The sequence below is a fragment of the Nonomuraea sp. NPDC050227 genome, from assembly GCF_044459705.1.
Lineage (GTDB): Bacteria > Actinomycetota > Actinomycetes > Streptosporangiales > Streptosporangiaceae > Nonomuraea.
Genome location: NZ_JBITJF010000012.1, coordinates 218,804 through 244,560 on the forward strand (window position 1 = coordinate 218,804; position 25,757 = coordinate 244,560).

20 protein-coding genes are annotated in these 25,757 nt (G+C 74.4%); 11 read left to right on the forward strand and 9 right to left on the reverse strand.

Translation table 11 applies throughout. The features are described 5' to 3' along the window. The first annotated feature begins 32 nt into the window (after nucleotides 1–32). The 3 genes from ACIBK9_RS38835 (at nucleotide 33) to ACIBK9_RS38845 (ending at nucleotide 3,224) form a co-directional block, all read left to right on the forward strand. On the forward strand, nucleotides 33–1,424 hold the full coding sequence (locus ACIBK9_RS38835) for an MFS transporter (RefSeq protein ID WP_397163773.1): 1,392 nt from the start codon (nucleotides 33–35) through the stop codon (nucleotides 1,422–1,424). 100 nt (nucleotides 1,425–1,524) lie between these two features. Further along, nucleotides 1,525–2,529: an enolase C-terminal domain-like protein gene (locus ACIBK9_RS38840; RefSeq protein ID WP_357964663.1), complete on the forward strand. Its 1,005-nt coding sequence runs from the start codon at nucleotides 1,525–1,527 to the stop codon at nucleotides 2,527–2,529. A gap of 29 nt (nucleotides 2,530–2,558) precedes the next feature. After that, a complete protein-coding gene (locus ACIBK9_RS38845) occupies nucleotides 2,559–3,224 on the forward strand; it encodes a class I SAM-dependent methyltransferase (protein ID WP_397163775.1) in 666 nt (221 codons plus the stop codon). Between the two features lie 21 nt (nucleotides 3,225–3,245). On the opposite strand, the gene ACIBK9_RS38850 is transcribed toward ACIBK9_RS38845, so the two are convergent. Then, a complete protein-coding gene (locus ACIBK9_RS38850) occupies nucleotides 3,246–4,220 on the reverse strand; it encodes a BtrH N-terminal domain-containing protein (RefSeq protein ID WP_397163777.1) in 975 nt (324 codons plus the stop codon). A gap of 104 nt (nucleotides 4,221–4,324) precedes the next feature. Here ACIBK9_RS38850 and ACIBK9_RS38855 point away from each other — a divergent pair, with 104 nt between their 5' ends. Then, nucleotides 4,325–5,206, forward strand: coding sequence for an alpha/beta fold hydrolase (locus ACIBK9_RS38855; RefSeq protein WP_397163778.1), 882 nt, complete (start codon nucleotides 4,325–4,327; stop codon nucleotides 5,204–5,206). Here the strand turns inward: ACIBK9_RS38855 and ACIBK9_RS38860 are convergent. Continuing rightward, a complete protein-coding gene (locus tag ACIBK9_RS38860) occupies nucleotides 5,192–5,464 on the reverse strand; it encodes a hypothetical protein (protein ID WP_358285066.1) in 273 nt (90 codons plus the stop codon). The two genes, ACIBK9_RS38855 and ACIBK9_RS38860, sit on opposite strands and share 15 nt — an antisense overlap. A 71-nt stretch (nucleotides 5,465–5,535) precedes the next feature. Beyond that, nucleotides 5,536–6,978: an LCP family protein gene (locus tag ACIBK9_RS38865; RefSeq protein ID WP_397163780.1), complete on the reverse strand. Its 1,443-nt coding sequence runs from the start codon at nucleotides 6,976–6,978 to the stop codon at nucleotides 5,536–5,538. Nucleotides 6,979–7,121: 143 nt separating this feature from the next. Between ACIBK9_RS38865 and ACIBK9_RS38870 the strand changes: the two genes are divergently transcribed. Both ACIBK9_RS38870 and ACIBK9_RS38875 read left to right on the forward strand, forming a co-directional pair. Then, nucleotides 7,122–7,991: an enoyl-CoA hydratase-related protein gene (locus ACIBK9_RS38870; protein ID WP_397163781.1), complete on the forward strand. Its 870-nt coding sequence runs from the start codon at nucleotides 7,122–7,124 to the stop codon at nucleotides 7,989–7,991. 1 nt (nucleotide 7,992) lies between these two features. After that, nucleotides 7,993–8,940 carry an alpha/beta hydrolase gene (locus tag ACIBK9_RS38875; RefSeq protein ID WP_397163782.1) on the forward strand — a complete coding sequence of 316 codons (948 nt, stop codon included), beginning with the start codon at nucleotides 7,993–7,995 and terminating at the stop codon, nucleotides 8,938–8,940. Here ACIBK9_RS38875 and ACIBK9_RS38880 read toward each other — a convergent pair. Beyond that, on the reverse strand, nucleotides 8,913–10,406 hold the full coding sequence (locus tag ACIBK9_RS38880) for an alpha/beta hydrolase family protein (RefSeq protein ID WP_397163783.1): 1,494 nt from the start codon (nucleotides 10,404–10,406) through the stop codon (nucleotides 8,913–8,915). The genes ACIBK9_RS38875 and ACIBK9_RS38880 overlap by 28 nt on opposite strands. 107 nt (nucleotides 10,407–10,513) lie before the next feature. Between ACIBK9_RS38880 and ACIBK9_RS38885 the strand changes: the two genes are divergently transcribed. Next, complete coding sequence (locus tag ACIBK9_RS38885; RefSeq protein ID WP_397163784.1) at nucleotides 10,514–11,623, forward strand: exonuclease SbcCD subunit D; 1,110 nt, start codon at nucleotides 10,514–10,516, stop codon at nucleotides 11,621–11,623. Next, nucleotides 11,624–15,151, forward strand: coding sequence for an AAA family ATPase (locus ACIBK9_RS38890; RefSeq protein WP_397163786.1), 3,528 nt, complete (start codon nucleotides 11,624–11,626; stop codon nucleotides 15,149–15,151). Between the two features lie 16 nt (nucleotides 15,152–15,167). Here ACIBK9_RS38890 and ACIBK9_RS38895 read toward each other — a convergent pair whose 3' ends face one another. Beyond that, nucleotides 15,168–16,217: a LacI family DNA-binding transcriptional regulator gene (locus ACIBK9_RS38895; protein ID WP_358285102.1), complete on the reverse strand. Its 1,050-nt coding sequence runs from the start codon at nucleotides 16,215–16,217 to the stop codon at nucleotides 15,168–15,170. Nucleotides 16,218–16,292: 75 nt separating this feature from the next. On the opposite strand from ACIBK9_RS38895, the gene ACIBK9_RS38900 reads away from it, so the two are divergent. Then, nucleotides 16,293–16,487, forward strand: a complete 195-nt coding sequence (locus ACIBK9_RS38900) for a hypothetical protein (RefSeq protein ID WP_352357102.1) — start codon at nucleotides 16,293–16,295, stop codon at nucleotides 16,485–16,487. A gap of 165 nt (nucleotides 16,488–16,652) precedes the next feature. Here ACIBK9_RS38900 and ACIBK9_RS38905 read toward each other — a convergent pair whose 3' ends face one another. After that, a complete protein-coding gene (locus tag ACIBK9_RS38905; protein ID WP_387665295.1) occupies nucleotides 16,653–17,279 on the reverse strand; it encodes an HAD family hydrolase in 627 nt (208 codons plus the stop codon). A 129-nt stretch (nucleotides 17,280–17,408) separates the two neighbouring features. Between ACIBK9_RS38905 and ACIBK9_RS38910 the strand changes: the two genes are divergently transcribed. Both ACIBK9_RS38910 and ACIBK9_RS38915 read left to right on the forward strand, forming a co-directional pair. Next, nucleotides 17,409–18,698, forward strand: coding sequence for an MFS transporter (locus tag ACIBK9_RS38910; RefSeq protein ID WP_397163788.1), 1,290 nt, complete (start codon nucleotides 17,409–17,411; stop codon nucleotides 18,696–18,698). A gap of 74 nt (nucleotides 18,699–18,772) precedes the next feature. After that, the gene (locus ACIBK9_RS38915) at nucleotides 18,773–20,089 is read left to right on the forward strand and encodes an NAD(P)/FAD-dependent oxidoreductase (RefSeq protein ID WP_397163790.1); all 1,317 of its coding nucleotides are present in this window, start codon (nucleotides 18,773–18,775) and stop codon (nucleotides 20,087–20,089) included. Nucleotides 20,090–20,108: 19 nt separating this feature from the next. On the opposite strand, the gene ACIBK9_RS38920 is transcribed toward ACIBK9_RS38915, so the two are convergent. The 3 genes from ACIBK9_RS38920 to ACIBK9_RS38930 are packed head-to-tail and all read right to left on the reverse strand — an operon-like array spanning nucleotide 20,109 to nucleotide 25,737. Continuing rightward, nucleotides 20,109–23,165: a chromosome partitioning protein ParA gene (locus tag ACIBK9_RS38920; RefSeq protein WP_397163792.1), complete on the reverse strand. Its 3,057-nt coding sequence runs from the start codon at nucleotides 23,163–23,165 to the stop codon at nucleotides 20,109–20,111. Between the two features lie 44 nt (nucleotides 23,166–23,209). Further along, nucleotides 23,210–24,541: a hypothetical protein gene (locus ACIBK9_RS38925; protein ID WP_397163794.1), complete on the reverse strand. Its 1,332-nt coding sequence runs from the start codon at nucleotides 24,539–24,541 to the stop codon at nucleotides 23,210–23,212. Then, a complete protein-coding gene (locus ACIBK9_RS38930; protein ID WP_387664334.1) occupies nucleotides 24,538–25,737 on the reverse strand; it encodes a hypothetical protein in 1,200 nt (399 codons plus the stop codon). Before ACIBK9_RS38930 ends, ACIBK9_RS38925 begins: the two co-directional genes overlap by 4 nt. Between the last annotated feature and the right edge of the window lie 20 nt (nucleotides 25,738–25,757).

The window sequence follows — 25,757 nt, forward strand, 5'->3', positions numbered from 1 at the left end:
GCCGGTCCGGGCTTGCTCGTAGCTTTACCGTCATGACTACGACTGTTGATCCGATCGAGGACGTCGCCCCGGCCCCGGCCGGGGTGTTGTCCGCGCAGTACCGGGCGCTCAGCGTCGGCCTGGTCGCGCTCGTCATGCTGGTGGCCTTCGAGGCGATGGCGGTGGCGACCGCGATGCCGATCGTGGCCCGCGACCTTGGCGGCATGTCCCTGTACAACCTGGCCTTCAGCGCCACCCTCGCGGCCAGCGTGATCGCGACCGTGCTCGGCGGCAGGTGGAGCGACGTGCGGGGGCCGGTGCAGCCGATCGCCGTCGGCGTGGTCGCCTTCGTGGCCGGGCTGCTGGTCGCCGGGTTCGCGCCCACGATGGAGGCGCTGGTCGCCGGGCGGTTCGTCCAGGGGCTCGGCGCCGGGCTGATCCAGGTCTCCCTGTACGTGCTGGTCGCCCGGGTCTTCCCGGGGGCCATGCATCCCAAGGTGTTCGCGTTGTTCTCGGCCGCCTGGGTGGTGCCCTCCATGATCGGCCCGGCCATCGCCGGGTTCGTCGTGGAGAACGTGAGCTGGCGTTGGATCTTCCTCGGCGTCTCCGCGCTGGTCATCCCCGCGGCGCTGCTGCTGTGGCGCGGCACCGCGGGCCGTGCGGCCGAGCGCGGCTCCGCCGAACCCGCCCCCGGCCTCGGCCGCAAGCTCGTCTGGGCCACGCTGACCGCCGTCGCCGCCGCCCTCATCCAGTACGGCAGCGCCCTGAAGCTGGCCGGCCTGCCGCTGCTCGTGGCCGGCGTCGTCCTACTGGCCGTGGCCCTGCCCAAGCTGCTGCTGCCCGGCTCGCTGCGCGCCGCCCGCGGCCTGCCGACCGCCCCCGTGCTGCGCGGCCTGGCCTACGGCTCGCTCATGGCCGCCGAGGTGCTCATCCCGCTCATGCTGATGAACGAGCGCGGCCTGACCGCCACCGGCGCGGGCGTCGTCCTCACGGTGGGGGCGCTCGGCTGGTCCACCGGCTCCTGGATCAAGGGCCGCGGCACGATCAGCCACATGGTCGCCATCCGCGGCGGCGCCGCGATGATCGCCGTCGGCATCGCGCTGGTCTCGCTCGTGCTCGTCGACTCCCTGCCCATCGCGGTCGCCTACGTCGCCATGGCCGTCTCCGGCCTCGGCATCGGCGCGCTGCACCCCACGGTGTCCGTGCTGGTGCTGGAGATGTCCAAGGAGGGCGAGGAAGGGCAGAACAGCGCGGCCGTGGGCGTCGGCGAGTCGGTGTTCACCGTCGTGGCCGTCGCCGTCAGCGGCGCCCTGTTCACCGCCACGGGCGAGAACTACGCCGTGGGTCTCGGATTCACCGTCGTGCTCGCCGTCCTGGCCGTCGTGCTGGCCCCCCGTTTTGTGCAGTCCGCCAAGGCAGGCACTATGGAAGGGACCGCGTCATAGTGATGAGAACGTCATAGTGCTGAGAACGCTGCCAAACGCATCGGCGTGGATGGCCTTCACCAGGCGCGACGACTCTCTCGTCATGGCTTAAGGGGGGTTCATGCCGCGAGTGCGGGAGCTGGAGGTCTTCCGGCTGGTCCTGCCGTACGGCGCGAGGTCGGAGAGCCTGCTCGTCAAGCTCACCGACCACGGCGGCATGACCGGCTGGGGCGAGGCCGTCTCGCCGGAGCCCAAAGCCTGGTCGCGGCTGGAGGAGTCGCTGGCCGCGCTGCTGATCGGCGTCGACTGGGAACACCCCGACGCCGTGCCGAGCGGCGATCCGGCCGTCGACATGGCCTGCTGGGACCTGTGGACCAGGATGCGCGGCGTGCCGCTCGCGCACGCGATCGGCGGCACCCGCACCTCGGTGATGGCCACCGTGCGCCTGGCGCCCGACCCGTCCGTCGAGAGCCTGGTCGCCCGCGTCAACCAGCAGGTCTGCGCCGGTTACGGGCACGTCACCCTCGACATCAGGCCCGGCTGGGACGTCGAGCCCGTACGCGCGGTCCGGCGCGCCTACCCCGCCCTGACCCTGGCCGTCGACGGCGGCAACGCCTACACCGACCTCGGCCAGCTCGTCGCCCTCGACTCCTACGGCCTGGAGGTCATCGAGCGGCCCTTCCCGCTCGGCGACGTGCACGCGCACGCCGCGCTCCAGGACGACGTGGCCGCCTCGGTCGCTGTTGAGGTGCGCTCGACCGCCGAGCTGGACGACTACCTGACCCTGCGCGCCGCCAGGGTGCTCCTGCTGCGCCCCACCGCCTTCCCGTCGTTGTCGGAGGCCCGGCGGGCGCACGACCGGGCCGCCGCCGCCGGCTGGGACATCCAGTGCGCGGGCGGCCAGGGAGCCGGCCTGGCCAGGGCGGCCACGGTGGCGGTCGCCAGCCTGCCCGGCTGCACGCTGCCGTGCGACGTCACCCAGCCGCCGAAGCAGAACCAGATCGTCACGCCGCTGGTGGGCGCGAACGCGGGCGTCATCGCCGTCCCGCTCACCCAGCCCGGCCTGGGCCACACCATCGACGAGACCCGCCTCGGCCGCCTGGCCAAGGAGTCCTTCCACGCATGACCGGCCCGCATGATGTACCCGGAGTGCCGATGACCGAGCGCGACCCTGACGCCGACGCCAGGCGGCTGGCCGCCCGATCGCTGGCCGCCGACGACCCGACCGGCTGGTTCGAGCACCTCTACGCCGAGTCGGCGACCGGCGACGCGATCGTGCCCTGGGACTCGCGCACCCCGCACTTCCTGCTCGTGGAGTGGACCGCCGGACGCGGCCCCGGCGGCGGGCGGGCGCTCGTGGTGGGCGCGGGCCTGGGCGACGACGCCGAGCACGTGGCGGCCCTCGGTCACGCGACGGTCGCCTTCGACGTGAGCGCGTCGGCCGTGCGCCTGGCCCGCGAGCGGTTCCCGGACAGCCCGGTCGACTACGTGACCGCCGACCTGCTCGACCCGCCCGCCGCCTGGCGGCACGCCTTCGACCTGGTGGTGGAGATCATGACCGTGCAGGCCCTCCCGGAGGAGCTGCACGCCCGCGCCACCGAGAGCGTCGCCGGGTTCGTCCGCCCCGGAGGCACGCTGCTGGTGATCGCGTCCGGCCGCGAGGACGGCGGGCCGGTCGGCGCCCCGCCGTGGCCGCTGACGGCGTCGGAGATCGCGGCGTTCGCGACCGGCGGGCTGACGGCTGAGCGGATCGAGGACCTGCGCGACGGCGGACGCCACCGCTGGCGTGCCACCTTCCGCCGCCCCGCTGACCCCCGCTGACCCCGCCGGTCCCCGCTCCCGCTACGCCGCCTCGTACAGCGTCTCCATGGCCAGCCGCTCGCGCACGGCCAGGTCGTACAGCAGCGTCCCCGCCTGGTCGAGCGGCTGTTGCCGGCCGGTCTCCCCGGCCTGGGCCAGCAGGTCGGCCACCTCGCTCCACTTGGGCGCCAGCGCCATGTACGCCTGGCAGGCCGTCTCCAGGGCCTTGCCGGGCGCGATCATCTGGGCCTCGGCCAGGAACTCGGTGTAGAGGTTGCGGAAGAACGCGCCGCCCGTGCCGCCCCGCTCCATGAGGTTGGCCGTACGCGTGAGCTGCGCGGTCGGCCCGCGCTCCAGCCAGGTGGGGATGAGCGCGGCGGCCTGCTCGATGCCCCGGTAGCCGATGTTCCTCATCGCCGGGTTGAGGAAGGCGGCGGCGGTGGACCGGACGGCCGTCCTGACGGCCTGCGGCAGGTCGGGCTCGGCGCACGGCCCCAGCGTGTACGACAGGTTGTGCGCCGTCATCGGCCCGGTCGCCGCGCGGGCCCGTTCGAGCGAGTCGAGCGGGACCCGGTTGCGGGTGCCCTGCTGGGCGGTGTCCACGAGGTGGGCGTGGCCCTCGTCGTAGCCGACCATCGCCACGTAGTGGCCGCCGAAGTGGTAGGGCGTCCTGATGTAGTCGAGGTGGAAGCAGTCGAGCCGGATCCCGACGGGGGTGCCCTCGTCGAGGTGGCGGCGGACGTTGGACCAGGCCGTGATGGGGGAGGAGGTCTCCTGCGTGTCCAGCGTGAACCCGAGCGCGGCGGCCAGCTTCTCGGTGAGCGCGTGCGGCTTGACCCGTCCGCCGATCAGCGGGACGTCCAGCGAGCCGCTGTCCCAGTAGATGAAGCTCAGCCCTTCGCCCAGCCCGAACAGCATCGCCTCCGACAGCTCCACGCCCGCGTGCCGCAGCAGCGTGCCGGCGGTGGTCGTCTCACAGTGACGCCCTTCGAAGGGCGGAACGAGATCGATGAGCACAAGCCCAGTGTGCAGGATGACCTGCGGATTCACCTGCCGGGCGGCCCGGCGTGCCACGGAAAACCGGTGGAAGCACCCCCAGGTGCGCACGGGATGATGGGCGCATGAACACCTTGGTCGCACCTCCTGCCCGCACGGGCGCCGAACGGCTGCCCGATGGCCGCCTCCTGGGCTGGGCCGAGTGGGGGCCGCCGGACGGGAGGCCGGTCCTGCTCTCCCCGGGGGCCGCCACCAGCCGCCGGCTCGGCATGGGCGCGGCGGCGCCCGACGACCTCGGCGTGCGCCTGATCTCCCTGGACCGGCCCGGCCTGGGCGCCTCCACCCCCGCGCCGGGCCGCACGTTCGCCGGGTTCGCCGCCGACGTCGAGGTCTTCGCCGGGCTGCGCGGCCTCGGGCGTCCGGCCATGGTGGGCAACTCGCAGGGCGCGCCGTTCGCGCTCGCCTGTGCCGCCGCCGGCGTGACCGGCGCGCTGGCCCTGGTCTCGGCCGCCGACGAGGTGGCCGACCCCCGCTTCGCCGGCGCGCTGCCCGCCGAGCTGCGGCAGCTGACGGACCTGTCCACGCACGACCCGGAGGCCGCCGAGCGGATCTTCGCGGGCTTCACCCCGCAGGCGATGTGGGACCTGGTGATGGGCGGCAGCCCGGCCTGCGACCTGGCCGTCTACCAGCGGCCCGAGTTCGCCGCCGGATACCGCGAGGCGCTGGCGGAGGCGTTCGCGCAGGGGCCGGCCGGTTACGCCCGCGACACCGTCCTGGCGATGGGCCGCTGGGGCGTCGACCTGTCGTCGATCACGGCGCCGGTCGACGTCTGGTACGGCGAGCACGACGCCACCCACTCGCCCGACCTGGGGGAGGGCCTGACCGCCCGCATCCCGGGAGCCGTGCGGCACGTCGTGCCCGGCGCCGGCGGCGCGCTGCTCTGGACGCACCCCCACCGGATCCTGCGCGCCCTGCTTGACCGCAGTGCGGCCTCAGCCCACCGGTGAGTCCTGGGCGAAGGTGATCACCATGTACCGGCCGTTGGAGTAGCTGACCACCGGCCGGCCGAGCAGCTCGCCCACCTTGCGGGCGACCCCCTGGAACACCTCCACCAGCTCGGCGCTGTCGGCGCTCACCCTGAACCGGCCGTTCTCGGCCAGCTGCTGGGCCACCAGGGGGACGAAACCGGCCTCGGCCCGCACTCTCTCCTCGGCGTCGAGAGGGGTGCGCCGGACGGCGGGCGAGCTGCCGAGGGGGTGGGACATCGCGAATCTCCTCCAGGTTTGCCGGGTCCCCCAGCATGCCATCCGTGACCGGGGTCGTCAGGGCGTCCGGCTCAACCCGCGCCACATCCCTCGGTGAGCCCCTTGGTCGGCGGCGCGGAGGGCTTGCCGGACTTCACGGGCGAGGGGTCGCCTGTGGGCGATGCCGTGGCCGACGGGGTGGCCGACGGGGTCGCCGAGGCGGCGACGGCGGACGTGGTCGCGGCCGAGTCGCGCACGGCCTTGGCGGTCAGCCGGCGGATCTTGTCCCAGTCGGGGTAGCCGGTGCGGATCAGCGGCGGCACGAACTGCAGGCTCGTCACCTTCGCGTTCTTGACCTTGAGCGCCAGCGGCACCAGGTTCGTCAGCATCGAGCGCGGGATGTCGGTCCTGATCAGCTCCTTGGCGGCCAGCGCGATCCGGTTGAACCGGACCAGCACGGTCGCCGGGTCGGCCTGGTCCAGCAGCGCGCCGAGCACGCAGCGTTGCCGCCGCATCCTGGTGTAGTCGTCGCTGAAGGTGCGGGAGCGGGCGTACCACATCGCGTCGGCGCCCTTGAGCTTCCTGGTGCCGGCCTTGACCAGGCCCTCGTTGTACTTGCCGAACACCACGTCCTGCTCGACGGTGAGCGTGATGCCGCCGATGGCGTCGATGAGCCGGGCGAAGCCCCACATGTTGACCAGGGCGTACCAGTCGATCTTCAGGTCGAGGGTGTAGCCGATGGTGTCCATGAGCACCTGCGGGCCCTGCTGCCGGCGGCCGCCGAAGATCTCCGGATGGGCGTCGGCGTACTCCCAGACGCTGTTGAGCAGGTCGCTGCGGCCGCCGCCGGGGTCGGGCGGCAGGCGGAAGCCGTCGGGGAATCGCTGGGCCATGGGCGTGCCGGGGCGGAAGCGCACGTTCTCCAGGTTGCGCGGCAGGCTGACCAGCACGGTGTTGCCGGACTTCACGTCGATGCTGGCCACGTTCATGCTGTCGGTGCGCACGCCGGTGCGGTTGTCGTCGGCGTCGCCGCCGAGGAGCAGGATGTTGACCCGGTCCCGCCCGGCCCACGGGTCCCGCGGCGGCTCCTGCCCGGCCGGGACGGCGGGTTCGGCCGGCTCGGGGCCGGTGAAGATGTCGTCGAGGGTCTGCTGGGACGTCCACACGTTCTGCGCGACCAGCCCGAACGGCACCACCACGGCGACGGCGAGCAGCCCCGCGAAGGTGCCGGCCAGGATCTGGCCGTTCTGCGGCAGTCGCCCGGGACGCAGCACCACGAAGGAGTGCACGATCACCGTGAACCAGGCGACGCCCAGCGCCGCGGCTCCGACGACGATCGCGGTCAGCCACGAGTCCTGGGTCAGCGAGCCCAGCAGGTTGTCGGTCGTCAGCGCGAGTGCCAGCAGCGCCAGCAGGCCGGCGAAGTAGCACGACAGCAGGATCAGGCCGGCCGTGCGCCGGCCGGCGCGCAGATGGGCGGCCCCGGGCGCCAGCGCCGAGAGCGCCAGCCAGCCGAGGACCGCTCCCGCGCTCACCGGTTCCTTACCCTGCACGGCATCCCCGTTCCCCGAACTCCACCGTAACCCGCAGGCACGGACAGCGCGGGCAGCCTACGCATTGGATGCGAAATATGTCTTTATCGGAGGGTGAACATCGGTAACCGAATAAGATTCGGGTCATGGCCTTCTCCGAGATCGCGTACCACGTGGCCGATCGCGTCGCCACCATCACACTGTCTCGCCCCGAGCGGCTCAACGCCTTCACCTTGACCATGCGCGCCGAGCTGATCAGCGCGTTCGACCTCGCCGACGCCGACGACGACGTGCGCGCGGTGGTCGTCACGGGAGCCGGGCGGGCCTTCTGCGCGGGGGCCGACCTGGGCGGCGGCGGGGGCACGTTCGGCCACCGGGCGGAGGCCGAGCCGGCCGAGCTGGTCGAGGGCGCGCCGCGCGACGGCGGTGGCACGGTCGCGCTGCGGATCGCCGCCTCGCTCAAGCCCGTCATCGCCGCGATCAACGGCCCGGCGGTGGGCGTGGGCGTCACGATGACGCTGCCCATGGACGTCCGGCTGGCCGCCGAGAGCGCCAGGTTCGGGTTCGTGTTCGCCCGGCGCGGCATCGTCACGGAGGCGGCGTCGAGCTGGTTCCTGCCCCGGGTGGTCGGCATCTCCCGGGCCATGGAGTGGGCGGTGACCGGCCGGGTCTTCCCCGCCGCCGAGGCGCTGGAGGGCCGTCTGGTCTCGCGGGTGCTGCCGGACGAGGAGCTGCTGCCGGCCGCGTACGCGCTGGGCCGCGAGATCGCCGACAACACCTCGGCCGTCTCCGTCGCCGCCGTGCGCAGGCTGATGTGGTCGGGCCTGTCGGCCGCCTCGCCGTGGGAGGCGCACGCCGCCGACTCCAGGCTCATGGCCGAACTCGGGGGCGCGGCCGACACGGTGGAGGGGGTGACGGCGTTCCTGGAGAAGCGTCCGGCCGACTTCCCGATGAAGGTGAGCACCGACCTTCCGCCCGGCGTCCCCACATGGCCGGACAATCCATATTCTGTCTGATATGTACGAGATCACCGTTCTCCCCATGCAGCCCGACTTCGAGGGCGAGGTCGTCGCGACCCTGATCTCCAGGAAGGCCGGTTCGCGCAGGGCGGTGCTCTACGTCCACGGGTTCACCGACTACTTCTTCCAGGACCATCTGGCCGACCACTACGTCCAGCGCGGCATCGACTTCTACGCCCTCGACCTGCGCAAGTACGGCCGCTCACTGCTCCCGCACCAGACCAGGGGGCTGATCAGGAGCGTCACCGACTACTTCCCCGAGATCGACGAGGCAGTCCGGCTCATCCGCCGCGACCACGACGAGCTGACCGTCAACGCCCACTCCACCGGCGGCCTGATCACCGCGCTGTGGGCCGACCGGGTCCGCGGCCGGGGCCTGGTGCAGGGGCTCGTGCTCAACAGCCCGTTCCTCGACCTCAACGTGCCGGCCCCGCTCCGGCTGGCCGCCGACCTGCTCAAGACCCCGATGTCCTACGTCCGGCGGCCGCTGCCCCTCGGCATCAGCACCGCCTACGGCCAGAGCCTGCACCGCACCGAACAGGGCGAATGGGACTACGACCTCGAACTCAAGCCGCTGGTCGGGTTCTCCGTGCACGGCATGTGGCTGGCCGCCATCCGGCGGGCCCAGCGGCGGCTGCACCGCGGGCTGGCGGTGGACGTGCCGGTGCTCGTCCTGGCCTCCTCCACGGGCCTGCGGGTACGCGACTTCGTGCCCGAGGCGCGCTCGGCCGACATCGTGCTCGACCCGGAGCACATGGCCCGCTGGGCCACCGCGATCGGCCCCCACGTCACCTGCGTGCGCATCCAGGACGGCGTGCACGACCTGGTGCTGTCGGCCGAGCCCGCGCGCAAGCAGGTCTTCGCCGAGCTCGACCGCTGGATGAACGCCTACCAGGGCACTTCCCCCCAGGGCACTTCCTACCAGGGGAACGAGAACAGGCCGTAGTAGGCCGCCGCCACCAGGAGCAGCCCGGTGCCGCCGAGCACGCCGCCGATCGCCACGTACTGCCACCGGGTGGGCTGCATGCCCTCGCGCAGCGCCGACACGTACGCGGCCACCGCCGTGACCTCCTGGACCAGCATGAGCGCGGCCAGCACGCGGACCACCAGCCAGCCCGCCAGCACGGCCGGCCAGGCGCCCGCCTGGTTCACCGAGAACAGCACCAGCAGCATGATGAACGCCACGACCGAGGCCAGCAGGCCGAGGCCCGTCCACGCCATCCTGCGCAGCCTGCGCCTGATCGGCGGCCACAGCCGGGCGTTGGTCTCGACCGGCTCCCTGCCGTGGCCGCGCAGCCGGACGACCATCGCCGCCACCGGGCCGGCCACGTACCCGACGGCGGCCAGGCAGATGGTCAGCCCGAGCATCGTGCCGCCCGCGTACCAGGGGGCCGCGGGCACGTCGCTGGCCTCGAACCGCTGGACCGGCGTGCTGCCCGCCATGTGCGCCGACGGCCTGGCGGTGCCCGGCAGGCCGGTGATCCAGTTGGCCAGCGTCTCCAGGTAGCCCTTGGTGAACGGGCCGCCGTTGACCCGCATCGCGTGGTCGCCCTTGTCCATGAAGCGGATCGTGTACCGGTCGTTGCCCGCCTCCGTGAGCGCCGTGACCAGCGCCTTGGTGGACTCCACGAAGGGGATCGAGGGGTCGGTCGTGCCGTAGAACGCCAGGACCGGCTGCTTGACCTGACGTAAGGCCGGCATCGCGTCGTAACGCAGGAAGGTGAAGCCGACGCCGCCCATCGCCCTGGTCAGCAGGTCGCGGGCGCCGATGGGGGCGTGCAGCCGCAGCAGCTGCTCGTTCAGGGCCCAGGCGACCTGCCGCAGCGGCGAGACGTTCGGCGAGGAGACCAGCACCGCGAAGCCCACCGCCGCGCTCTTCGCCGCCGCGATCGGGACGACCCAGCCGCCCTCGCTGACCCCCCACAGCCCGACGCGCGAGGCGTCCACCTCCGGCCGGGTGCGCAGGTACTCCACCATGCGCAGCGCGTCGTCGGCCAGCAGCCCGAAGTCGCGGTCGCGGAAGTCGTAGCCGACCGTCCGCTTGTCGAACGCGATCGTCGCCACGCCCGCCCTGGCCAGGAACTCCGCCTGCGGCGTGAACTCCGTCCGCGACCCGTTGCCCGACCCCGACACGAACACCATCGCCGGGTGCGGGCCGGGCGAGAGCGGCACGCGTAAGGTGCCCTCCAGGCGCTGGCCCTCGGCCGGCAGCGAGATCTCCTCCCGCCGCACGGGGGCGGCCGCCACCACCCGGCGCAGCTCGTCGGCCGGTTGCGGGGGAATCGCGGCGAACGCCGGATCCGCCTTCAGCGGCGGCGGGTCGAACGCGGGCGGCAACACGTAGCCGACCGACGCGAGAGCCACCAGCACCAGGCCGGCGGCGACGCTCAAGGTGCCACGGCCAGTGCGCATCGGCCTCCCCATGTGCGTTGGTTTGCCCGCTGATCATCCAGCCTACTCCCGGCTTCTGTGACGGGAGGGGCCGCATTTGTCGGTGAGAGATGTTAGCTTCCTGCGACATGCGGATCCTGCACACCTCCGACTGGCACCTCGGGCGCTCCTTCCATCGGGAGAGCCTGCTCGGGGCGCAGGCCGCGTTCGTCGACCACCTGGTCGAGACGGTGCGCGCCGAGCGGGTCGACGTCGTGGCCGTCTCCGGCGACGTCTACGACCGCGCCCTGCCGCCGGTCGACGCGGTGGCCCTGCTCTCCGACGCGCTGGCCCGCCTGCGCGCCGCCGGGGCGCGGGTGGTGCTGATCAGCGGCAACCACGACTCGGCGCTGCGGCTGGGGTTCGGGTCGGCGCTGTTCGAGTCCTCGGGGGTGCACGTCCGCACCGAGCCCGGGCAGTCGTGGGAGCCGGTGCTGGTCGGCGACGTCGCCTTCTACGGCATCCCCTACCTGGAGCCCGAGCTGGTGCGCACCCCCTGGCAGCTGCCCGACCGCGGCCACACCGCCGCGATCTCCCACGCGATGAGCCGCGTCCGGGCCGACGCCGTCCGCCATCGGGCCGCCGTCGTGCTGGCCCACTGCTTCGTGACCGGTGGGCAGGCCAGCGACAGCGAGCGCGACATCAGCGTGGGCGGCGTGTCCCACGTCCCCCTGTCGGCCTTCGACGGCGTCGACTACGTCGCTCTCGGTCACCTGCACGGGCGGCAGCGCATGTCCGAGACCGTGCGCTACTCCGGCTCCCCGCTGGCCTACTCCTTCTCCGAGACCGGCCATGTCAAGGGCTGCTGGCTGGTCACGCTCGGCTCGGGCGCGGAGTTCGTGCCCGCGCCCGTGCCCCGGCCGGTCGGGCGGCTCCGCGGCGACCTCGACGACCTGCTGACCCTGCCCGCCTTCGCCGCCTACGAAGACCACTGGCTGCAGATCACCCTGACCGACGCCGTCCGTCCCAAGCAGGCCATGGACCGGCTGCGGGCCCGGTTCCCGCACGCCCTCGCCCTGGCGTTCGACCCGGTGGGCGCGGCGCCCGCCGCCGGGCCGGTGCGGGTCAGCGGGCGGCCCGAGGCCGAGGTCGCCCTCGACTTCGTCCGCGAGGTGCGCGGCGAGCCCGCCGCGCCCGAGGAGGAAGAGCTGCTGAGACAGGCGGTCGAGGCGTCGCGGATGAAGGAGACGATGGCGTAGATGCGGCCGCACCTGCTCTCCCTCACGGCCTTCGGGTCCTTCCCCGGCACCGAGACGGTCGACTTCGACGCCCTCACCGAGGCGGGCCTGTTCCTCATCCACGGGCCCACCGGGGCGGGCAAGACCACGATCCTCGACGCGCTCTGCTTCGCCCTCTACGGCGTCGTGCCCGGCCAGCGCAACAGCGCCCGCAGCCTGCGCTGCGACCACGCGCCCGCCGGCGCCGGCCCTTCGGTGACGCTGGAGGTCACGATCCGGGGCCGTTCGCTGCGCATCCGGCGGTCGCCGTCGTGGCAGCGTCCCAAGTTGCGCGGCGCCGGGTTCACCGAGGAGAAGGCCAAGGTCATCGTCGAGGAGCGCCGCGGGGCCGCCTGGCAGGGGCTCACGACCCGGCTCGACGAGGCGGGCGACCTGGTGGGCGGGCTGCTCGGGATGAACGCCGAGCAGTTCTGCCAGGTGGTGATGTTGCCGCAGGGCGACTTCGCCAAGTTCCTGCGCGCCGACGGCGACGACCGCGCCCGGCTGCTGGAGCGGCTGTTCACCGTCAAGGTGTTCACCCAGGCCGAGGCGTGGCTGGCCGAGCGGCGGCGGGCCACGGGGCGGGAGGAGCAGGAGCTGGGGCGCGAGGTCGCCTTCGCCGTCGAACGCCTGGAGGAGGCCGCCGGGCCCGTCCTCGCCTCCGCGCCGGACGGCGGCGCCGGGGACAGGGGGCTGCCGTCGGCGGCGGACGATCCGCTCGGATGGGCCGGCGCGTTGCTGGACGCGGCGCGGGCCGTCGTCCACCGGTGCGAGGAGCGGCACGCCGCCGCGGGCGACGCCGTACGCGCGGCGCGGTCGCGCTTCGAGCAGGCCGCCGCCCTCGCCGACCGCCGCCGCCGCCACGCCGAGGCCCTGACCCTGCGCCGCACCCTCGACGAACGCGCCGACGAACGCGCCGACCTCCAGGCCGTCATCGACGACGCCGCCCGCGCCGACCGCGTGCTCCCGCTCATCACGGCCGCCGGGCAGCGCGCCGAGGCCGCCGCCAAGGCCCGCGCCATGGTCGCCGACGCCCTGGCCCGCGCCCGTCCCCTCCTCACCCGCCGATCCACGCCAGGCGTCGAGGGGCCGGCGAGCGGCGCGGAGCCGTCGGTGGAGGAGCTGGAGAGCCTGGAGCGGGAGCGCCGCGCCGAGCTGGCCCGGCTGTCCGAGCTGCTCACCGAGGAGGCCCGGCTGTCGGTCGTCCGGCGCGACCTGTCGCGGGTGGCGCAGGAGCTGGCCGAGCTGGTCAGCGCCGACGAGACCGCCGCCGCGCGGCTCGCCGTCCTGCCCGGCCTGATCGCCGACGCCGAGAACAGGCTGGCCGGCGCGCGGGTGGCCGCGGCGCGCATCCCGGCGGCCCAGGCCGTACGCGACGCCGCCGCCGACCTGATCGACGTCGACCGGGAGCTCGCCGCACTGGCCGGTGAGCTGGAGGCGCTGGCCCGGCGCGAGGCCGAGGTGGCGGCGGCCGAGGCAGAGCTGCCCGCCCGGCTGGCCGCGGCTGGCGCCGCCCTGGCCGAGGTGCGCGCCGAGGCGGCGGCCGTGCCGGCCGCCGCCGCCCGTCTCGACGCCGCCCGTGCCGTCCTGGAGGCCGCCCACCGCCGCGACGCCCTGGCCGCCGAGCTGGAGTCGGCCGCCGCCGCCCACCAGGTGCTGGTGGACCGTGCCCAGGAGGCCCGCGAACGCTGGCTCGACCTGCGTCAGGCCAGGATCGACGGCATGGCGGCCGAGCTGGCCCGCGACCTGACCGACGGGCGTCCGTGCGCGGTCTGCGGCTCCGAGCACCACCCCGTGCCCGCCGCCGCGGCCCCCAGCGCGCCCTCGCCCGACGACGAGCACGCCGCCGAGGCCGCCCACGAGGCGGCCGCCGCCGACCGGGAGGCCGCCGAACGCGCTCTGGCCTCCGTCGAGTCCCGGCTCGCCGACGCCTCGGAGGCCACCGATGGGCTGTCCGCCGACACCGCGGCCGGGCACGTGCTCGCGGCCGAGGAGGAACTGGCCCGGCTGCGGTCGGTCGCCGACCGGGAGCCCGCCCTCGCCGACGCGCTCGACCGCCTCGAAGGCGACCGTGACCACGTCCGCGACCGGGCCAGGGAGATCGCCGAGGCGCTCGCCGCCCACCACGCCCACCGCACCCGGCTCACCGCCGAACGCACCCGTCTGCACACCCGTCTCGCCCAGACCCTGCACCCCGAGACCCTCCTCTCCGAGCGCCCGCTCACGGCAGACGCCCTTCCTGAGCCCCCGGACGGGGTCGACGGGAGGCGGGTGCTGGCCGCGGCCGAGGAGGAGTTGCGGCGGCTGGCCGCGGTGGCGGCCAAGGAGGCGGGGCTGGCGGCCGAGGTGGCCGCGCTCGGCCGCGAACGTGCCGAGCTGGAGGAGCGCGGACGCCGCATCGCGGCGCGGGTGGCGGCCGGCCGTACCAGACATGAGGAGCTGAGCGCGGACGCCGGGCGGCTGGGGGCGCGGCTCGACGCGGCCCGGGGCGGCGACCTGACCCTGACGGCCCGCCTGTCCAGGCTGCACGACGAGGCCGAGCTGCTGCGCGAGGCGCTGGAGGCCACCAGGGCGGCGGTCGCGGCGGCCGCCGAGCTCGACGCCGCGGCCGAGGCGGCCGGGCGGGCGGCGGCCGAGGCGGGGTTCGCCGACGTGCGGGAGGCCGAGGAGGCGTACCGGAGCCCGGCCGAGCGGGAGGGCAAGGCGGAGCTGCTGCGGCGGCTCGACGACCAGCACGCCGCCGTCACCGCCCTGCTCGCCGACCCCGAGCTGATCGCCGCGGCCGCCGAGCCCGCGCCCGATCTGGCGGCCGCCGAGGCCGCCAGAGACGCGGCGGAGGAGTCGCACACCCGGCTGGCGAGCGAGCGCGACCGCGCGGCGGCCAGCGCCGCCCGCCTCGCCGAGCTGCGCGAGGAGCTGGCCGCGCGCATCGAGCGGTGGCGTCCCGCGGCCGAGCGGCACCGGCTGGCCGAACGCATGGCGGCGCTGGCCTCGGGCACGTCCGGCGACAACCAGTGGAACATGAGCCTGACGTCGTTCGTGCTGGGGGAGCGGCTCAGGCAGGTGGTCGACGCCGCCAACGAGCGCCTCGACCACATGTCGTCCGGCCGCTACCTGCTCCGGCACGACCTGCGCAAGACCGCCGGATCCCGGGCGCGGTCCGGCGGCGGCCTGGGCCTGAAGGTGGCCGACGCCTGGACCGGGGTCGACCGCGACCCGGCGACCCTGTCGGGCGGCGAGAGCTTCATCACCTCGCTCGCGCTCGCGCTCGGCCTGGCCGACGTGGTCACGGCGGAGGCGGGCGGCGCGGAGGTCGGCACGCTGTTCGTGGACGAGGGCTTCGGCACCCTCGACGAGGACACCCTCGACGACGTGCTCGACATCCTCGACGGGCTGCGCGACGGCGGACGCGCGGTCGGCATCGTCAGCCATGTCGGCGAGCTGCGCACCCGGATCCCCGTGCAGCTCAAGGTGGGCAAGACCCGCAGAGGGTCGACCCTGGTCAGCTAAGCGGTCAGCTGGGCGGTCAGCTGGGCGGTGGCGCGGTCGAGGCCCGCACGATCAGCTCGTAAGGGAACAGCCGCCGCTCCGGCCGGGCCGCCGCCCCCGACAGCAGCAGCCGCCCGGCCGCCTCCCCGATCTCCTGCTTGGCCTGCCGGATCGTGGTGAGCCCCGCCTCCTGCGCCGCGCTGTCGGAGAACCCGACGACCGACAGCTCGCCCGGCACGTCGAGGCCCAGGTCGGCGGCGGCGTCGAGGACGCCGAGGGCGAGCACGTCGGTGTTGGTCAGGATCGCCGTGGGCCGGGGGTCCAGCCGCAGCAGCGCGTGGCCGGCCTTCCTGCCCGCCTCCCGCGAGTTCCTGGCGACCTCGTAGAAGGGCACGTCGTCCCAGTCGAGGCCGGCCTGCTCGCAGGCCGTCTGGTAGCCGCCGCGCCGGGCGCGCATCGCCGCGAACACCGCGCCCTCCTGGCGGGCGCGGTCGGCCCAGCCGGTGTGGCCGTCGTCGTGCAGGCCGACCATGGCCACCGCGACCCGCCGGTGCCCGAGGCCGAGCACGTGCGCGGCGGCGGCGGCTCCGGCGGCGGGCTCGTCGATGCCGACGAAGGGGTGGCCGGGCACGTACGGCTCGTCCACCACCACGACGGGCAGCTTCCTGGCCAGCACCTCGGCCAGCGCCGGATGGCCGTCGGGCAGCGAGACCACGCAGAACGCGTCGACCACCGCGTCGCGCACGGTGTCGCTGCGCCGGTCGCCGTGCGGCAGCGGCAGGATGAGCAGGCCCACGCCCGCCTCCTCGGCCGCCGTGGCGAGGCCCTGGAAGAACCCGAGGGCGTACGGGTCGGCGAAGGCGTAGGCCAGCGTCTCGCTGAACAGCAGGCCGAGCGCGCCGGCGCGGCCGAGCCGGAGCGAGCGCGCCGTCGGGTTGGGGCCCGCGTAGCCGAGCTCGTCGGCCACCTCCAGGATGCGCCGCCGCAGCCCGTCGCTGAGCTGGTCGGGCCGGGAGAAGGCGTACGACACGGTGGCGCGGGACACGCCGAGCCTGTCGGCGATCGTCTGCAGGGTGACCCTTGCCATCGTCCCACCGTATCGAACGGCCTTGCCGGTGCGTTCTTAATTGATTAAGCTCTTAATTGATTAAGGAGGAGAGACATGGATGCCATGCAGGTTCTCGCGCACCGGACGGCGATGGGGTTCCGCGACTCGCTCGACGCGGCCCTGCCGGGGGCGCCGCGCAGGCGGGATCCGGAGCGGGTGGCTGTACGGGCGCGGCTCGCACACTCCCTACGCCGCACCGCCGACCGCCTCGACCCCACCTGCCCCCCCACCCGCTACGGCGAGCTGTGACCGCCAGCTTCTCGGTTTAGGAGGGGGGTGCTCCCTCTGGGCCGGCTGGAGGGGCAGGGGCCGGTCAGGGCGGCGTAAGGGGCGGGGCTGGTCCCGGTGTCACGGGCAGGGCCGGGTGGCAGGGGCAGGGGCACGAGCAGGGGCGGGTGTCGGGGGCAGTGTGGGTCAGGGGAGGGTGGCTATCAGGTCGGGGATTGTGGTGGGGTCGTGGAAGAGGGTGGCGCCGAGGCCGGACAGGCGCGAGGGCGGCGTCAGGCCGCCCGCGAAGGCCAGGCAGCGCATCCCCGCGCTCATCGCCGCCCGCACCCCGAACGGGCTGTCCTCGATCACCACGCACCCCTCCGGCGCGGCCCCCATCGTCGCCGCGGCGTGCAGGAACAGGTCGGGGGCGGGCTTGCCGCGGGCGACGTCCTCGGCGCTGAAGACGCGGCCGTCGAACCGCCGGGCCAGGCCGGTGAGCTCCAGGCTGTTGCGGACGTTGGCGTGCCGGCCGTTGGAGGCCACGCAGTAGGGGATGTCCAGGCGGTCGAGGGCGGACTCGATGCCCTCGATGGCGCGCAGCTCGGCCTCCATCGCGGCCAGGTACTCCTGGGTGATCTGGTCGTGCCAGCCCGGGGGCGTCTCGCCGACCTGCTCGTCCCAGTACTCGTTGCTGCAGCCGACGAAGCGCTCGGCGTACTCGCTCTCGTCGATCGTCCAGCCCAGGCGGCGCAGGGCGGCGGTGCCCACGCGCACCGAGATGCGCTCGCTGTCGACGAGTACCCCGTCACAGTCGAAGATGACCAGTTCCACGGCCAAGGTGCGGTCCTCTCAAAAGGCGACGTTTGCCGACGAATCTATCGGGCGGCTGTGTGACATTGCGCAGGTGGTAGCGTCGTTGTACCGCTTGACAAGATGTCAGTCCGGATAGTGAGACATGAAGTGAAGACTTCCCCCCGGGTCTCGGCGCCCAGCACGACCAGGATCGCCATGGCCAGCCTCATGGGCACCGCGATCGAGTTCTACGACTTCTACATCTACGGGACCGCCGCCGCGCTGGTGCTCAACACCGCGTTCTTCCCCGGCATGGACCCCGTGGCCGGCCGGCTGGCCGCGTTCTCGACGTTCGCGGTGGCGTTCGTCTCGCGTCCGCTCGGGTCGGCGGTGTTCGGTCACTGGGGCGACCGCGTCGGCCGCAAGTCGATGCTGGTCGTCTCGCTGCTGGTGATGGGCCTGTCCACGGTGGCGATCGGCCTGCTGCCGGGGTACGCGGCCATCGGCGTGGCCGCGCCCGTGCTGCTGGTGCTGCTGCGCTTCACCCAGGGCATCGGCCTCGGCGGCGAGTGGGGCGGCGCGGCGCTGCTGGCCACCGAGCACGCCCCGCCCGGCAGACGCGGCCTGTACGCGATGTTCCCCCAGCTCGGCCCCGCGGCCGGGTTCATCGTGGCCAACGGGCTGTTCCTGATCCTCGGCGAGACGCTGACCGACGAGCAGTTCGGCGGCTGGGGCTGGCGGCTGCCGTTCGTGGCCAGCCTGCTCCTCGTGGTCGTCGGCCTGTACGTGCGGCTGCGAATCTCCGAGACGCCGGTCTTCCGGGCCGCCCTCGACCAGCGCCGCATCGCCAAGGTGCCGTTCGCCGGGCTGATGCGCCACCACTGGCGGCGGGTGCTGCTCGCCGCCGGGGCGATGACCGTCGCCTACACGCTCTTCTACACCGCCACCACCTACTGCCTGTCCTACGGCACCGCCACCCTCGGCATCCCGAAGACCGCCATGCTGACCCTGACCATGGTCGGCGTGTTGTTCATGGCGGCGGGCACGGTCGTCTCGGCGGTGGTCAGCGACCGGCTGGGCCGCCGCCGCACCCTGCTCACCGGCACGGCCGTCGCCGTCGTGTGGGGGCTGGTGATGTTTCCGCTGATGGAGACCGGGTCGGTCGTCCTGGCCGGGGTGGCGCTGGCCGGCGCGCTCGGGCTGATGGGGCTGATCTTCGGGCCGATGGGGGCGTACCTGCCCGAGTTGTTCAGGACGGAGTTCCGCTACAGCGGCGCCTCGGTCGCCTACAGCCTCGGCGGCGTGCTGGGCGGGGCGGTGCCGCCGCTGGTCGCCACCAGCCTGCAGACCAGCGGCCTCGGCGTCATGGGCGTCGGCCTCTACGTCTCGGCGATGGCCCTGCTGAGCCTGCTCTGCCTGCTCGCCCTGCCGGAGACCGGCGACATCTCCCTGCGATGAACCGGGTTCTCCTGTCACATCCGCCGGGGCTGTCCCGTCCTCCTGGTGAAGAACCTGATGAGGAGGGGCGGACGATGAGCAAGCACATTCTGATCGTCGGCGGTGGATATGTCGGGATGTACGCGGCCCGCGGGCTGCGGCGGCTGATCCGGTCGGGCGAGGTGACGGTCACCGTGGTCGACCCGCGGGGGTACATGACGTACCAGCCGTTCCTGGCCGAGGCGGTCGGCGGGACGATCGAGCCCCGCCACGTCGTCGCCCCGCTCAACCGGGTGCTCAAGGGCGCGCGCGTGCTCACCGGCCACGTCATCCGGGTCGACCACGAGGCCCGCACCGCGCGGTTCCAGCCGGTCCAGGGTCCGGCCAGGACGCTCACGTACGACATCCTCGTGATGGCGGCCGGGTCGATCACCCGCGCGCTGCCCATCCCGGGGCTGGCCGAGCACGCGGTCGGGTTCAAGAGCCTCGGCGAGGCTGTGCACCTGCGCAACCACGTCCTGGCCCAGCTCGCCGCGGCCGCCTCGACCGACGACCCGCTGGTACGGCGCAGGGCGCTGACGTTCGTGGTGGTCGGCGGCGGGTTCTCGGGCGTCGAGGCGCTGGCCGAGATGCAGGGGCTGGCCGACGAGGCCCTGCGCTACCACGACGGGATCGAACCTGCCGACCTGAGCTGGACCCTGGTCGAGGCGACCGGCGGCATCCTGCCCGAACTCCACCCCGGCCTCGGCCGCTGGACCGTGGACGCGCTGCGCGCCCGCGGCGTGGACGTGCGGCTGGAGACCCGGCTGAACTCGGCCGAGGGCGGCGTGGCCCGGCTGTCGGACGGCACGTCGCTGGAGGCAGGGACGCTGGTGTGGGCGGCCGGCGGCCGGCCCAGCCCGCTCGCCGCCGACAGCGGGCTGCCCGTGGACGAGGCCGGACGGCTGCGGGCCACCGAATACCTGACGGTGGCCGGGCTGGCGGACGCGTTCACGGCCGGCGACGGCGCGGCGGTGCCCGACCTGACCCGTCCGGGCCGGTTCACCGCGCCCAACGCCCAGCACGCGGTGCGCCAGGCCAAGCTGCTCGCCCGCAACCTGGCGGCCCACGTCAGGGGAGGACGGCTGAAGGCGTACCGGCACGCGTACCTGGGGTCGGTGGCCGGGCTCGGCCACCACCAGGGCGTGGCGCAGGTGCACGCGATCCGGCTGACCGGGTTCCTGGGGTGGCTGGCGCACCGGGCGTACCACCTGGCTTGGGTGCCGACGTTCAACCACAAGGCGCGGGTACTGGCGGACTGGGGGCTGTCGATGGTGTTCCGGCGGGAGGCCGTGCAGCTCACGGCCGTCGAGCACGCGGGGGAGGACTTCCGCCGGGCCCTGGCGGCCGACGACCTCGGCCGCGCCGCCTGACCCGCCCTCCCCGCGCCCGCTACACCGGCTGCTCGACCGGCCGGCTGACCGGCTGGCCCCGGTCGACGTACGCGGCCAGCGCGCGCACCCGCTCGGCGTGCTGGTCGTGGCCGACGATCACCGGCGGCTCGTTGTACGGCATCGCGTCCGACGACCGCCGCAGCTTGACGTACTGGCCGCAGGCGTCGATCGCGTACGGCTCCATGTCGTCCTGGAGCGCGCCGATCACCGTGATGCCGTACGTCTCGCCGATCCGCCGGAACAGCGCGACCGCCTCCCTGCGGTGCTCCTTGCCCAGGTTGCGGCCGAGCTCGTCGAGCACCAGGCACAGATGGCCGCCGCCGGACGACGCGATGGCCGCCGCGCACACCAGCTTGACGGCCTTCTCGTCCATGAGCGCGGTGTTGGCCCGCCGGTTGTACGGCACGAACCCCTGCCCCTCGCCCCGCCGCCACTTCGGCGTCACCCGCCACTGCCAGCGCTGCTCGGGGTCGGCGGGCGCGGGCGGCACCGGGAACTCCAGCGTCGCGCCGTAGCCGCCGTAGGAGGTGTCGAGCTTCTCGAACTCCTCGGCCACCCGCGTCAGCCTCGCCTTGATCGCCGCCGTCAGCGCCGCCCGGTGGACGGCCGTGGACTGCGCCGCCTCCTCCGCGCCCCGGGCCGCCGCCGCCAGGTCGCGCTGCCGGGTGACGACCTGCGCCTCGATCTGCCGCCGCTGGTGCTTCTCGTACTCCTCCTGGCCGCGCAGGTAGGAGGCCAGCGACCCGCACACCGCCGCGAACGTCGCCTGCTCGCGCGCCGTGCTGCCGCCCCGCTCCGACAGCAGGAACGCCAGCTCCTCCGGGATCTCGGCGTCCTCCTCGGGGAAGGTGTCGCGCAGCGCCTGGTCGAAGTGGCGTTCGGCGACGCGCCACCACTCCTCGGCCGCGCGCGGACGCTCCTCCTCCGGCAGCGCCGCGATCCACTCGCGGGCGGTCTCCACCGTGCCGCCCCAGTCGGCGGCCAGCGCGTCGAGCCGCAGCGCCTCCCGCTCGGCGGTGACCTTGGCCTCCTGCTCGCGGGCCTGCGCCCGCTCGCTCTCGTGCCGCTGCCGCCGCCCGTCGAGCCGCTCGATCTCCATGTCGCGGGTACGGGCCCGGAAGTCGAGCGCGCCCGCCTGCCGCTCGGCCTCGGCGACCTTCGGCGCCAGCTCCTCGATCGCCGCGTTGAGCCCGACCAGCCGGTCACGGCGCTCGGCCAGCCTGGCCTCCAGCTCCGCCAGCCGCACCCCGGCCCGCGCGCCCTCCAGCCGCCGCTGCGCCTCGGCGACGGCCTCCTCGGCCTCGCGCACCACCTCCGCGGCGCTCTCCTGGGCGTCTTCGGCGCGGTTGAGCCGCTGGCCGGCGGCCTTGATGCGGGCCTCCCGCCCGGTCGCCACCCCGTCGAACGCCCCCACCACACTCACCCCGGCCGCGCTGACCAGCACGGACCCGGGCAGGTCGGCCAGGGCCCGCGCCGCCTCGCCGAGCCGCGCGGCGTCGACGATCACGGCGTGCTCGTGCGGCCAGCCGCGCAGGCGGGCGCCGGGAAGGGCGGCGTCGCGGGCCTGCTCGGCCACGTCGAGGGCGTCGAGCAGGCCGGTCGCCCCGACACCCGCCGCCGACAGCGCGTCGAGCTGGGCCGCGGCCGGGCCGCCCTCGGCGTCGTCGAGCGCCGCCCGCGCCGAGGACACCTCCTGGTCGGCCACGCCGAGCGCCTTGAGCGCCTCGTTGAGCCGGAGCCCGGCCTGCCGCAGCTCGGCCTCGGCGGCGGGCACGTCGCGTCCGTCGGCGAACCTGCGGGTCTCCTCCAGCGCCGGGATCGCGGCGCGCAGCTCGTCGGCGGAGTTCTCGGCCACCGCGCGGTCGGCGTCGAGCTTGGTGGTACGGGCCTGCAGGGCGGCCAGCTCCTTGCGGGCCTGGGACACCTGGCGGTCGAGCGTGTCCTCGCGCAGCGTGGCGATCTCGGCCTTGACCAGCGCGATCTCCTCGGCCGCCGACTCGCCCGCGGCGCGGTGGCGGCCGAGGTCGGCGGCCAGCAGCTCGTCCTTGGCGGCGGCGTCGGCGAGCTTGCGCGCCTGCCTGCCGCGCCAGCAGCGCAACGCCTCGGCCAGGCGCACCCGGGCCTGGTCGCGGCGGTCGAACGTGCCGAGCAGCGCCTTGGACTCCACCTCGAACTCGGCCAGCCGGTCGGCCGCCTGCGCCGCCCGCACCCGTTTGGCGTGCTCGTCGCGCCGGGCCTCGCGCTCCTGCTCCAGCTCGGCGTCGAGGCCGGTGAGCGCCGCGATGGCCTCGAAGACGCGCTCGGGGGAGATCTCGTTGAGCGGCTGGGAGAGCAGGTTGGTGGCGACCTTGCTGCGCACGGACGTGGACAGGAACGACACGCACCTGACCCGGTCGCCGTAGAGCACCTTGGTCAGGTCGCGGGCCACGACGTCGCGCTTGCCCGCCGACCTCGGCAGCGACGCCCAGATCTCGTCGGCCCGCGCCACCCGCTCGGCCTCGGACGGCGAGGCGGCCAGGTGGACGCCCTCCCGCCAGCGGATCTCCAGGTGCGGAGCCTCCTGGTTGACCTTGAGCCACACGGTGATCGCGCCGCCCGAGGTGTCGGGCACCTCGAACAGCTCCCCGCTGTCCTGCTCGCCCTCCTCGCCCGCCTCGCCCTCCTCGGTCAGGGTGAGGTCGGGCGCGGCGGACGGCTCGGGCGCGGTCGGCGGCGGGGCGAAGGAGTCCATGCCGGGCGGGCCGAAGACGCCCACGATGTAGCCGTGGTCGGCGCTCGCCCACTGGCGGGCGCCCGCGCCGCTGGCCAGCTCGGCGTTGAAGAGCAGCTCGGAGACCGCCTTGGCGCCCGAGGCGAAGCGCCACTGCTCGTCGCCGAGCAGCGCCGTGATCGAGGCGATGAACGACGACTTGCCCGCGCCGTTGGAGTCTTTGGGGCCCGCGCCCGCGACGACGATCAGCGTGCCGGGGACCGTGGGCACCGGATGGGTCGAGAGCCGTGAGATGTTGACCGCCTGCACGGCGATCAGCACCCGGTCTCCGACGACGTTCTCCATCTGCGACACCCGAACCCCCGTAACCCTTCCATCTGTCATGACGTTCACTGCGCCGACCTGCGGGCGCGTACGGCCGCCGCGAGCGGCGTGTGCGGGCCGGCGGCGAGGATCAGCTCCTCCTGCAGCCGCCGCCGGGCCGCCGGCGTGAGCCGGTGGAACTGCGGGCCGGGGACGTAGCCGCCCGCCTCCTCGCCGGCCTTCACCTGGGCCAGCAGACCGGCGTGCCGCAGCGTGCGCAGCGCCGACTCCAGCTCGCCGATCGGGACCTGGGTGTGGCGGCGCAGCTCCTCGACCGGGGTGGGGTGCGGCGACAGCCAGGAGTCCTCCGGCAGCAGGCCCTCGGCCCGGGGGATCGCGACAGAGTGGACCAGCACCAGCGTCAGCACCGCCCGCTCGCTCACGCCGAGCCCCGCGCCCGCCGCGACCGCCGGCGGGCGATCCGCCGCCGCCGCGCCCGCCGTCTCCAGGACCGCCTCCGGCTCGGGAGCGGGGGACGGGGGCTGGGCCAGGGCGGCCGTGTGGGTGTCGTCGTAGCCCGAGGTCCAGCGTTCGCGCAGCTGGATGAGGACGCGGCCGCGGCGGGCCAGCATCTCGCCGAGCGTGTGGCGCAGCGCCGGGTCGCGCAGCGCGGCGAAGCGGCCCTCGGCGACCGGCTCGGCGGCGTGCTCGACCACCATGAACGCGGCCACCAGCTCGGCCCGCCGCCGCTCGTCGTAGGCGCCCAGCAGGTCGTCGAACTCGGCCACGCCGAGCTCGGCCCGCCCGCCCGCGCCGGGCAGGGGCAGGACCGCCGCGGCCACGATGTCGGCGTCGCCCACCACGGTGAGCTCCGGCCGCTCGGGCTCGGGCAGGCGGCGGACCAGCTCCTGCAACTGGGCGTGCGACTCCGCCGGCCACAGCGCGCAGCGCGGCCCGAGCGTCACCACCCCGTCGTCGAGGACGATCCACGCCGAGTCGTGCAGCCGCCGCAGCGCGCCGCGCGCCCAGTTGCGCATCAGGTCGTCGGTGCGCCCGATCAGCGCCCGGTAGGTGTCGAGCACCAGCTCGACGGGCGCCGGGTCGCCGGGCCACGGATCGACGGAGAGATCGTTCCAGCAGCACTTGAGCGTGGCCGCCAGCACCCGCCGCGTCTCGCCGGCCCGCTCCACCGGGACGGCGGCGATCTGGTACTCCTCCAGCAGCGACGGTGTCACCCCGTCGGGCCACACCGGCAGCGCGTGCCCGGTGGAGTCGGGCCGGGTCAGGCGGGTCATCCCGGCGGGCGCGGGCACGCCCGCCCCCAGCCGCAGCGGCCCGCCGGAGCGCGCCCGCGCGTGGGCGAGCGCCTGACCGGCGGACCGGCCGCGCTCGGAGGCCGGAGAACCGGTGGACGTCATGAGGTGCGCTCCAGGTAGCCGTGGGACAGCCAGGCGGGCTCGCCGTCGGGGTCGACGGTCAGGCCGTCGGACCAGGTGAGCCGGTAGGGGAGCTCGGGGCGCAGGTCGGCGGTGGTCAGGTCGGCGAGCAGGCGGCGGGCGGCGGGCCAGTCGGAGCCGATCACGTCGGCCAGCGCGACCCGGGAGGCGGCGCCGAGCAGCGACTCGGCCACCTGCGTGAGCCGCTCGACGGCGGCCCCCGGCGAGGAGTCGAGCGAGCCCTCGGGCCCGGGGTCGGGCAGCGCCGAACGCGGGGGAGTGGGCTGGACCGGAGCCGGCCGCGGCGCCTCGTCGACCGCCCGCGCGACGGCGGCCGGATCGTGCCACGGCGCGGGCGCGTCGAAGACGAACCCGTCGAGCACCGAGGCCAGCCGCTCCTTGGAGGCGGTCTGGGCGAACGTGCGCCACGTCTCGGTGGGCAGCAGCGTCAGGTTGCGGGTCGTGCCCGCCGAGTCGGCCAGGCGGCCGGCGGCGCGGCGCGAGGCGTCGCTGTAGGAGTAGATGGACGCGCGCAGGTCGGTGCAGACCCGGTCGAGCTCGGGCCAGCGGGTCAGGATCGTGCCGTGCAGGCCCTGGGCGCGCCGGGCGATCTCCTCGGTGCCCCAGAGCTTGGGGGCCTGCTCGCGCAGCTCCTCGATGGTGCCCGTGGTCAGCGTGATCAGCTCCAGGGCCCAGAGCCGGAACGCGCGCGCCAGGTTGACCGCGCTCTGCCGGGCCTCCTCGCTCGTGGTGCGGGGGTCGGCGACGTTGAGGTCTTCCAGGGCGAGCAGGCGGTGCATCTCGGACTGGCCGCCGTCGTCCATCATGCGGCGGATGAACATCAGGCCGACGACGCTGGTGAACGAGGCGCGGTAGCGGAGCTGGTTGGGCTTGGGGAACACCTCGCGGATCGCGCCGAGCCCCTTGAGCACCCGCAGCCGGTTGTCGAACTGGTCGCTGGGGTAGGCCCGGCAGGCGAAACGCATCTGCTCGTGCGTCAGCCACTCCTCGCCCGCCTCGGCGAACGCCGCGAACAGCGTCTCGGCGATGTCGACCAGGGCGGGGTCGTCGACCACCGCGCCGCTGTCGCGGGCCAGCGCGGCGAACATGCGGCGGTAGGTCGACAGCACCGCCTCCTCGGAGAGGGCGGCGTCGAGGGTCAGGGGCTGTTCGGACACGCGCACTAAGGTACGGCTTC

Excerpts from the sequence above, each read along its gene's own strand:
- ACIBK9_RS38920 (WP_397163792.1), bottom strand. The coding sequence starts at position 23,165 with ATGGAGAACGTCGTCGGAGACCGGGTGCTGATCGCCGTGCAGGCGGTC.
- ACIBK9_RS38890 (WP_397163786.1), top strand. The coding sequence starts at position 11,624 with ATGCGGCCGCACCTGCTCTCCCTCACGGCCTTCGGGTCCTTCCCCGGC.
- ACIBK9_RS38895 (WP_358285102.1), bottom strand. The coding sequence starts at position 16,217 with ATGGCAAGGGTCACCCTGCAGACGATCGCCGACAGGCTCGGCGTGTCC.
- ACIBK9_RS38860 (WP_358285066.1), bottom strand. The coding sequence starts at position 5,464 with ATGTCCCACCCCCTCGGCAGCTCGCCCGCCGTCCGGCGCACCCCTCTC.
- ACIBK9_RS38855 (WP_397163778.1), top strand. The coding sequence starts at position 4,325 with ATGAACACCTTGGTCGCACCTCCTGCCCGCACGGGCGCCGAACGGCTG.
- ACIBK9_RS38915 (WP_397163790.1), top strand. The coding sequence starts at position 18,773 with ATGAGCAAGCACATTCTGATCGTCGGCGGTGGATATGTCGGGATGTAC.
- ACIBK9_RS38840 (WP_357964663.1), top strand. The coding sequence starts at position 1,525 with ATGCCGCGAGTGCGGGAGCTGGAGGTCTTCCGGCTGGTCCTGCCGTAC.
- ACIBK9_RS38880 (WP_397163783.1), bottom strand. The coding sequence starts at position 10,406 with ATGCGCACTGGCCGTGGCACCTTGAGCGTCGCCGCCGGCCTGGTGCTG.
- ACIBK9_RS38925 (WP_397163794.1), bottom strand. The coding sequence starts at position 24,541 with ATGACGTCCACCGGTTCTCCGGCCTCCGAGCGCGGCCGGTCCGCCGGT.
- ACIBK9_RS38875 (WP_397163782.1), top strand. The coding sequence starts at position 7,993 with ATGTACGAGATCACCGTTCTCCCCATGCAGCCCGACTTCGAGGGCGAG.
- ACIBK9_RS38845 (WP_397163775.1), top strand. The coding sequence starts at position 2,559 with ATGACCGAGCGCGACCCTGACGCCGACGCCAGGCGGCTGGCCGCCCGA.
- ACIBK9_RS38900 (WP_352357102.1), top strand. The coding sequence starts at position 16,293 with ATGGATGCCATGCAGGTTCTCGCGCACCGGACGGCGATGGGGTTCCGC.
- ACIBK9_RS38885 (WP_397163784.1), top strand. The coding sequence starts at position 10,514 with ATGCGGATCCTGCACACCTCCGACTGGCACCTCGGGCGCTCCTTCCAT.
- ACIBK9_RS38835 (WP_397163773.1), top strand. The coding sequence starts at position 33 with ATGACTACGACTGTTGATCCGATCGAGGACGTCGCCCCGGCCCCGGCC.
- ACIBK9_RS38870 (WP_397163781.1), top strand. The coding sequence starts at position 7,122 with ATGGCCTTCTCCGAGATCGCGTACCACGTGGCCGATCGCGTCGCCACC.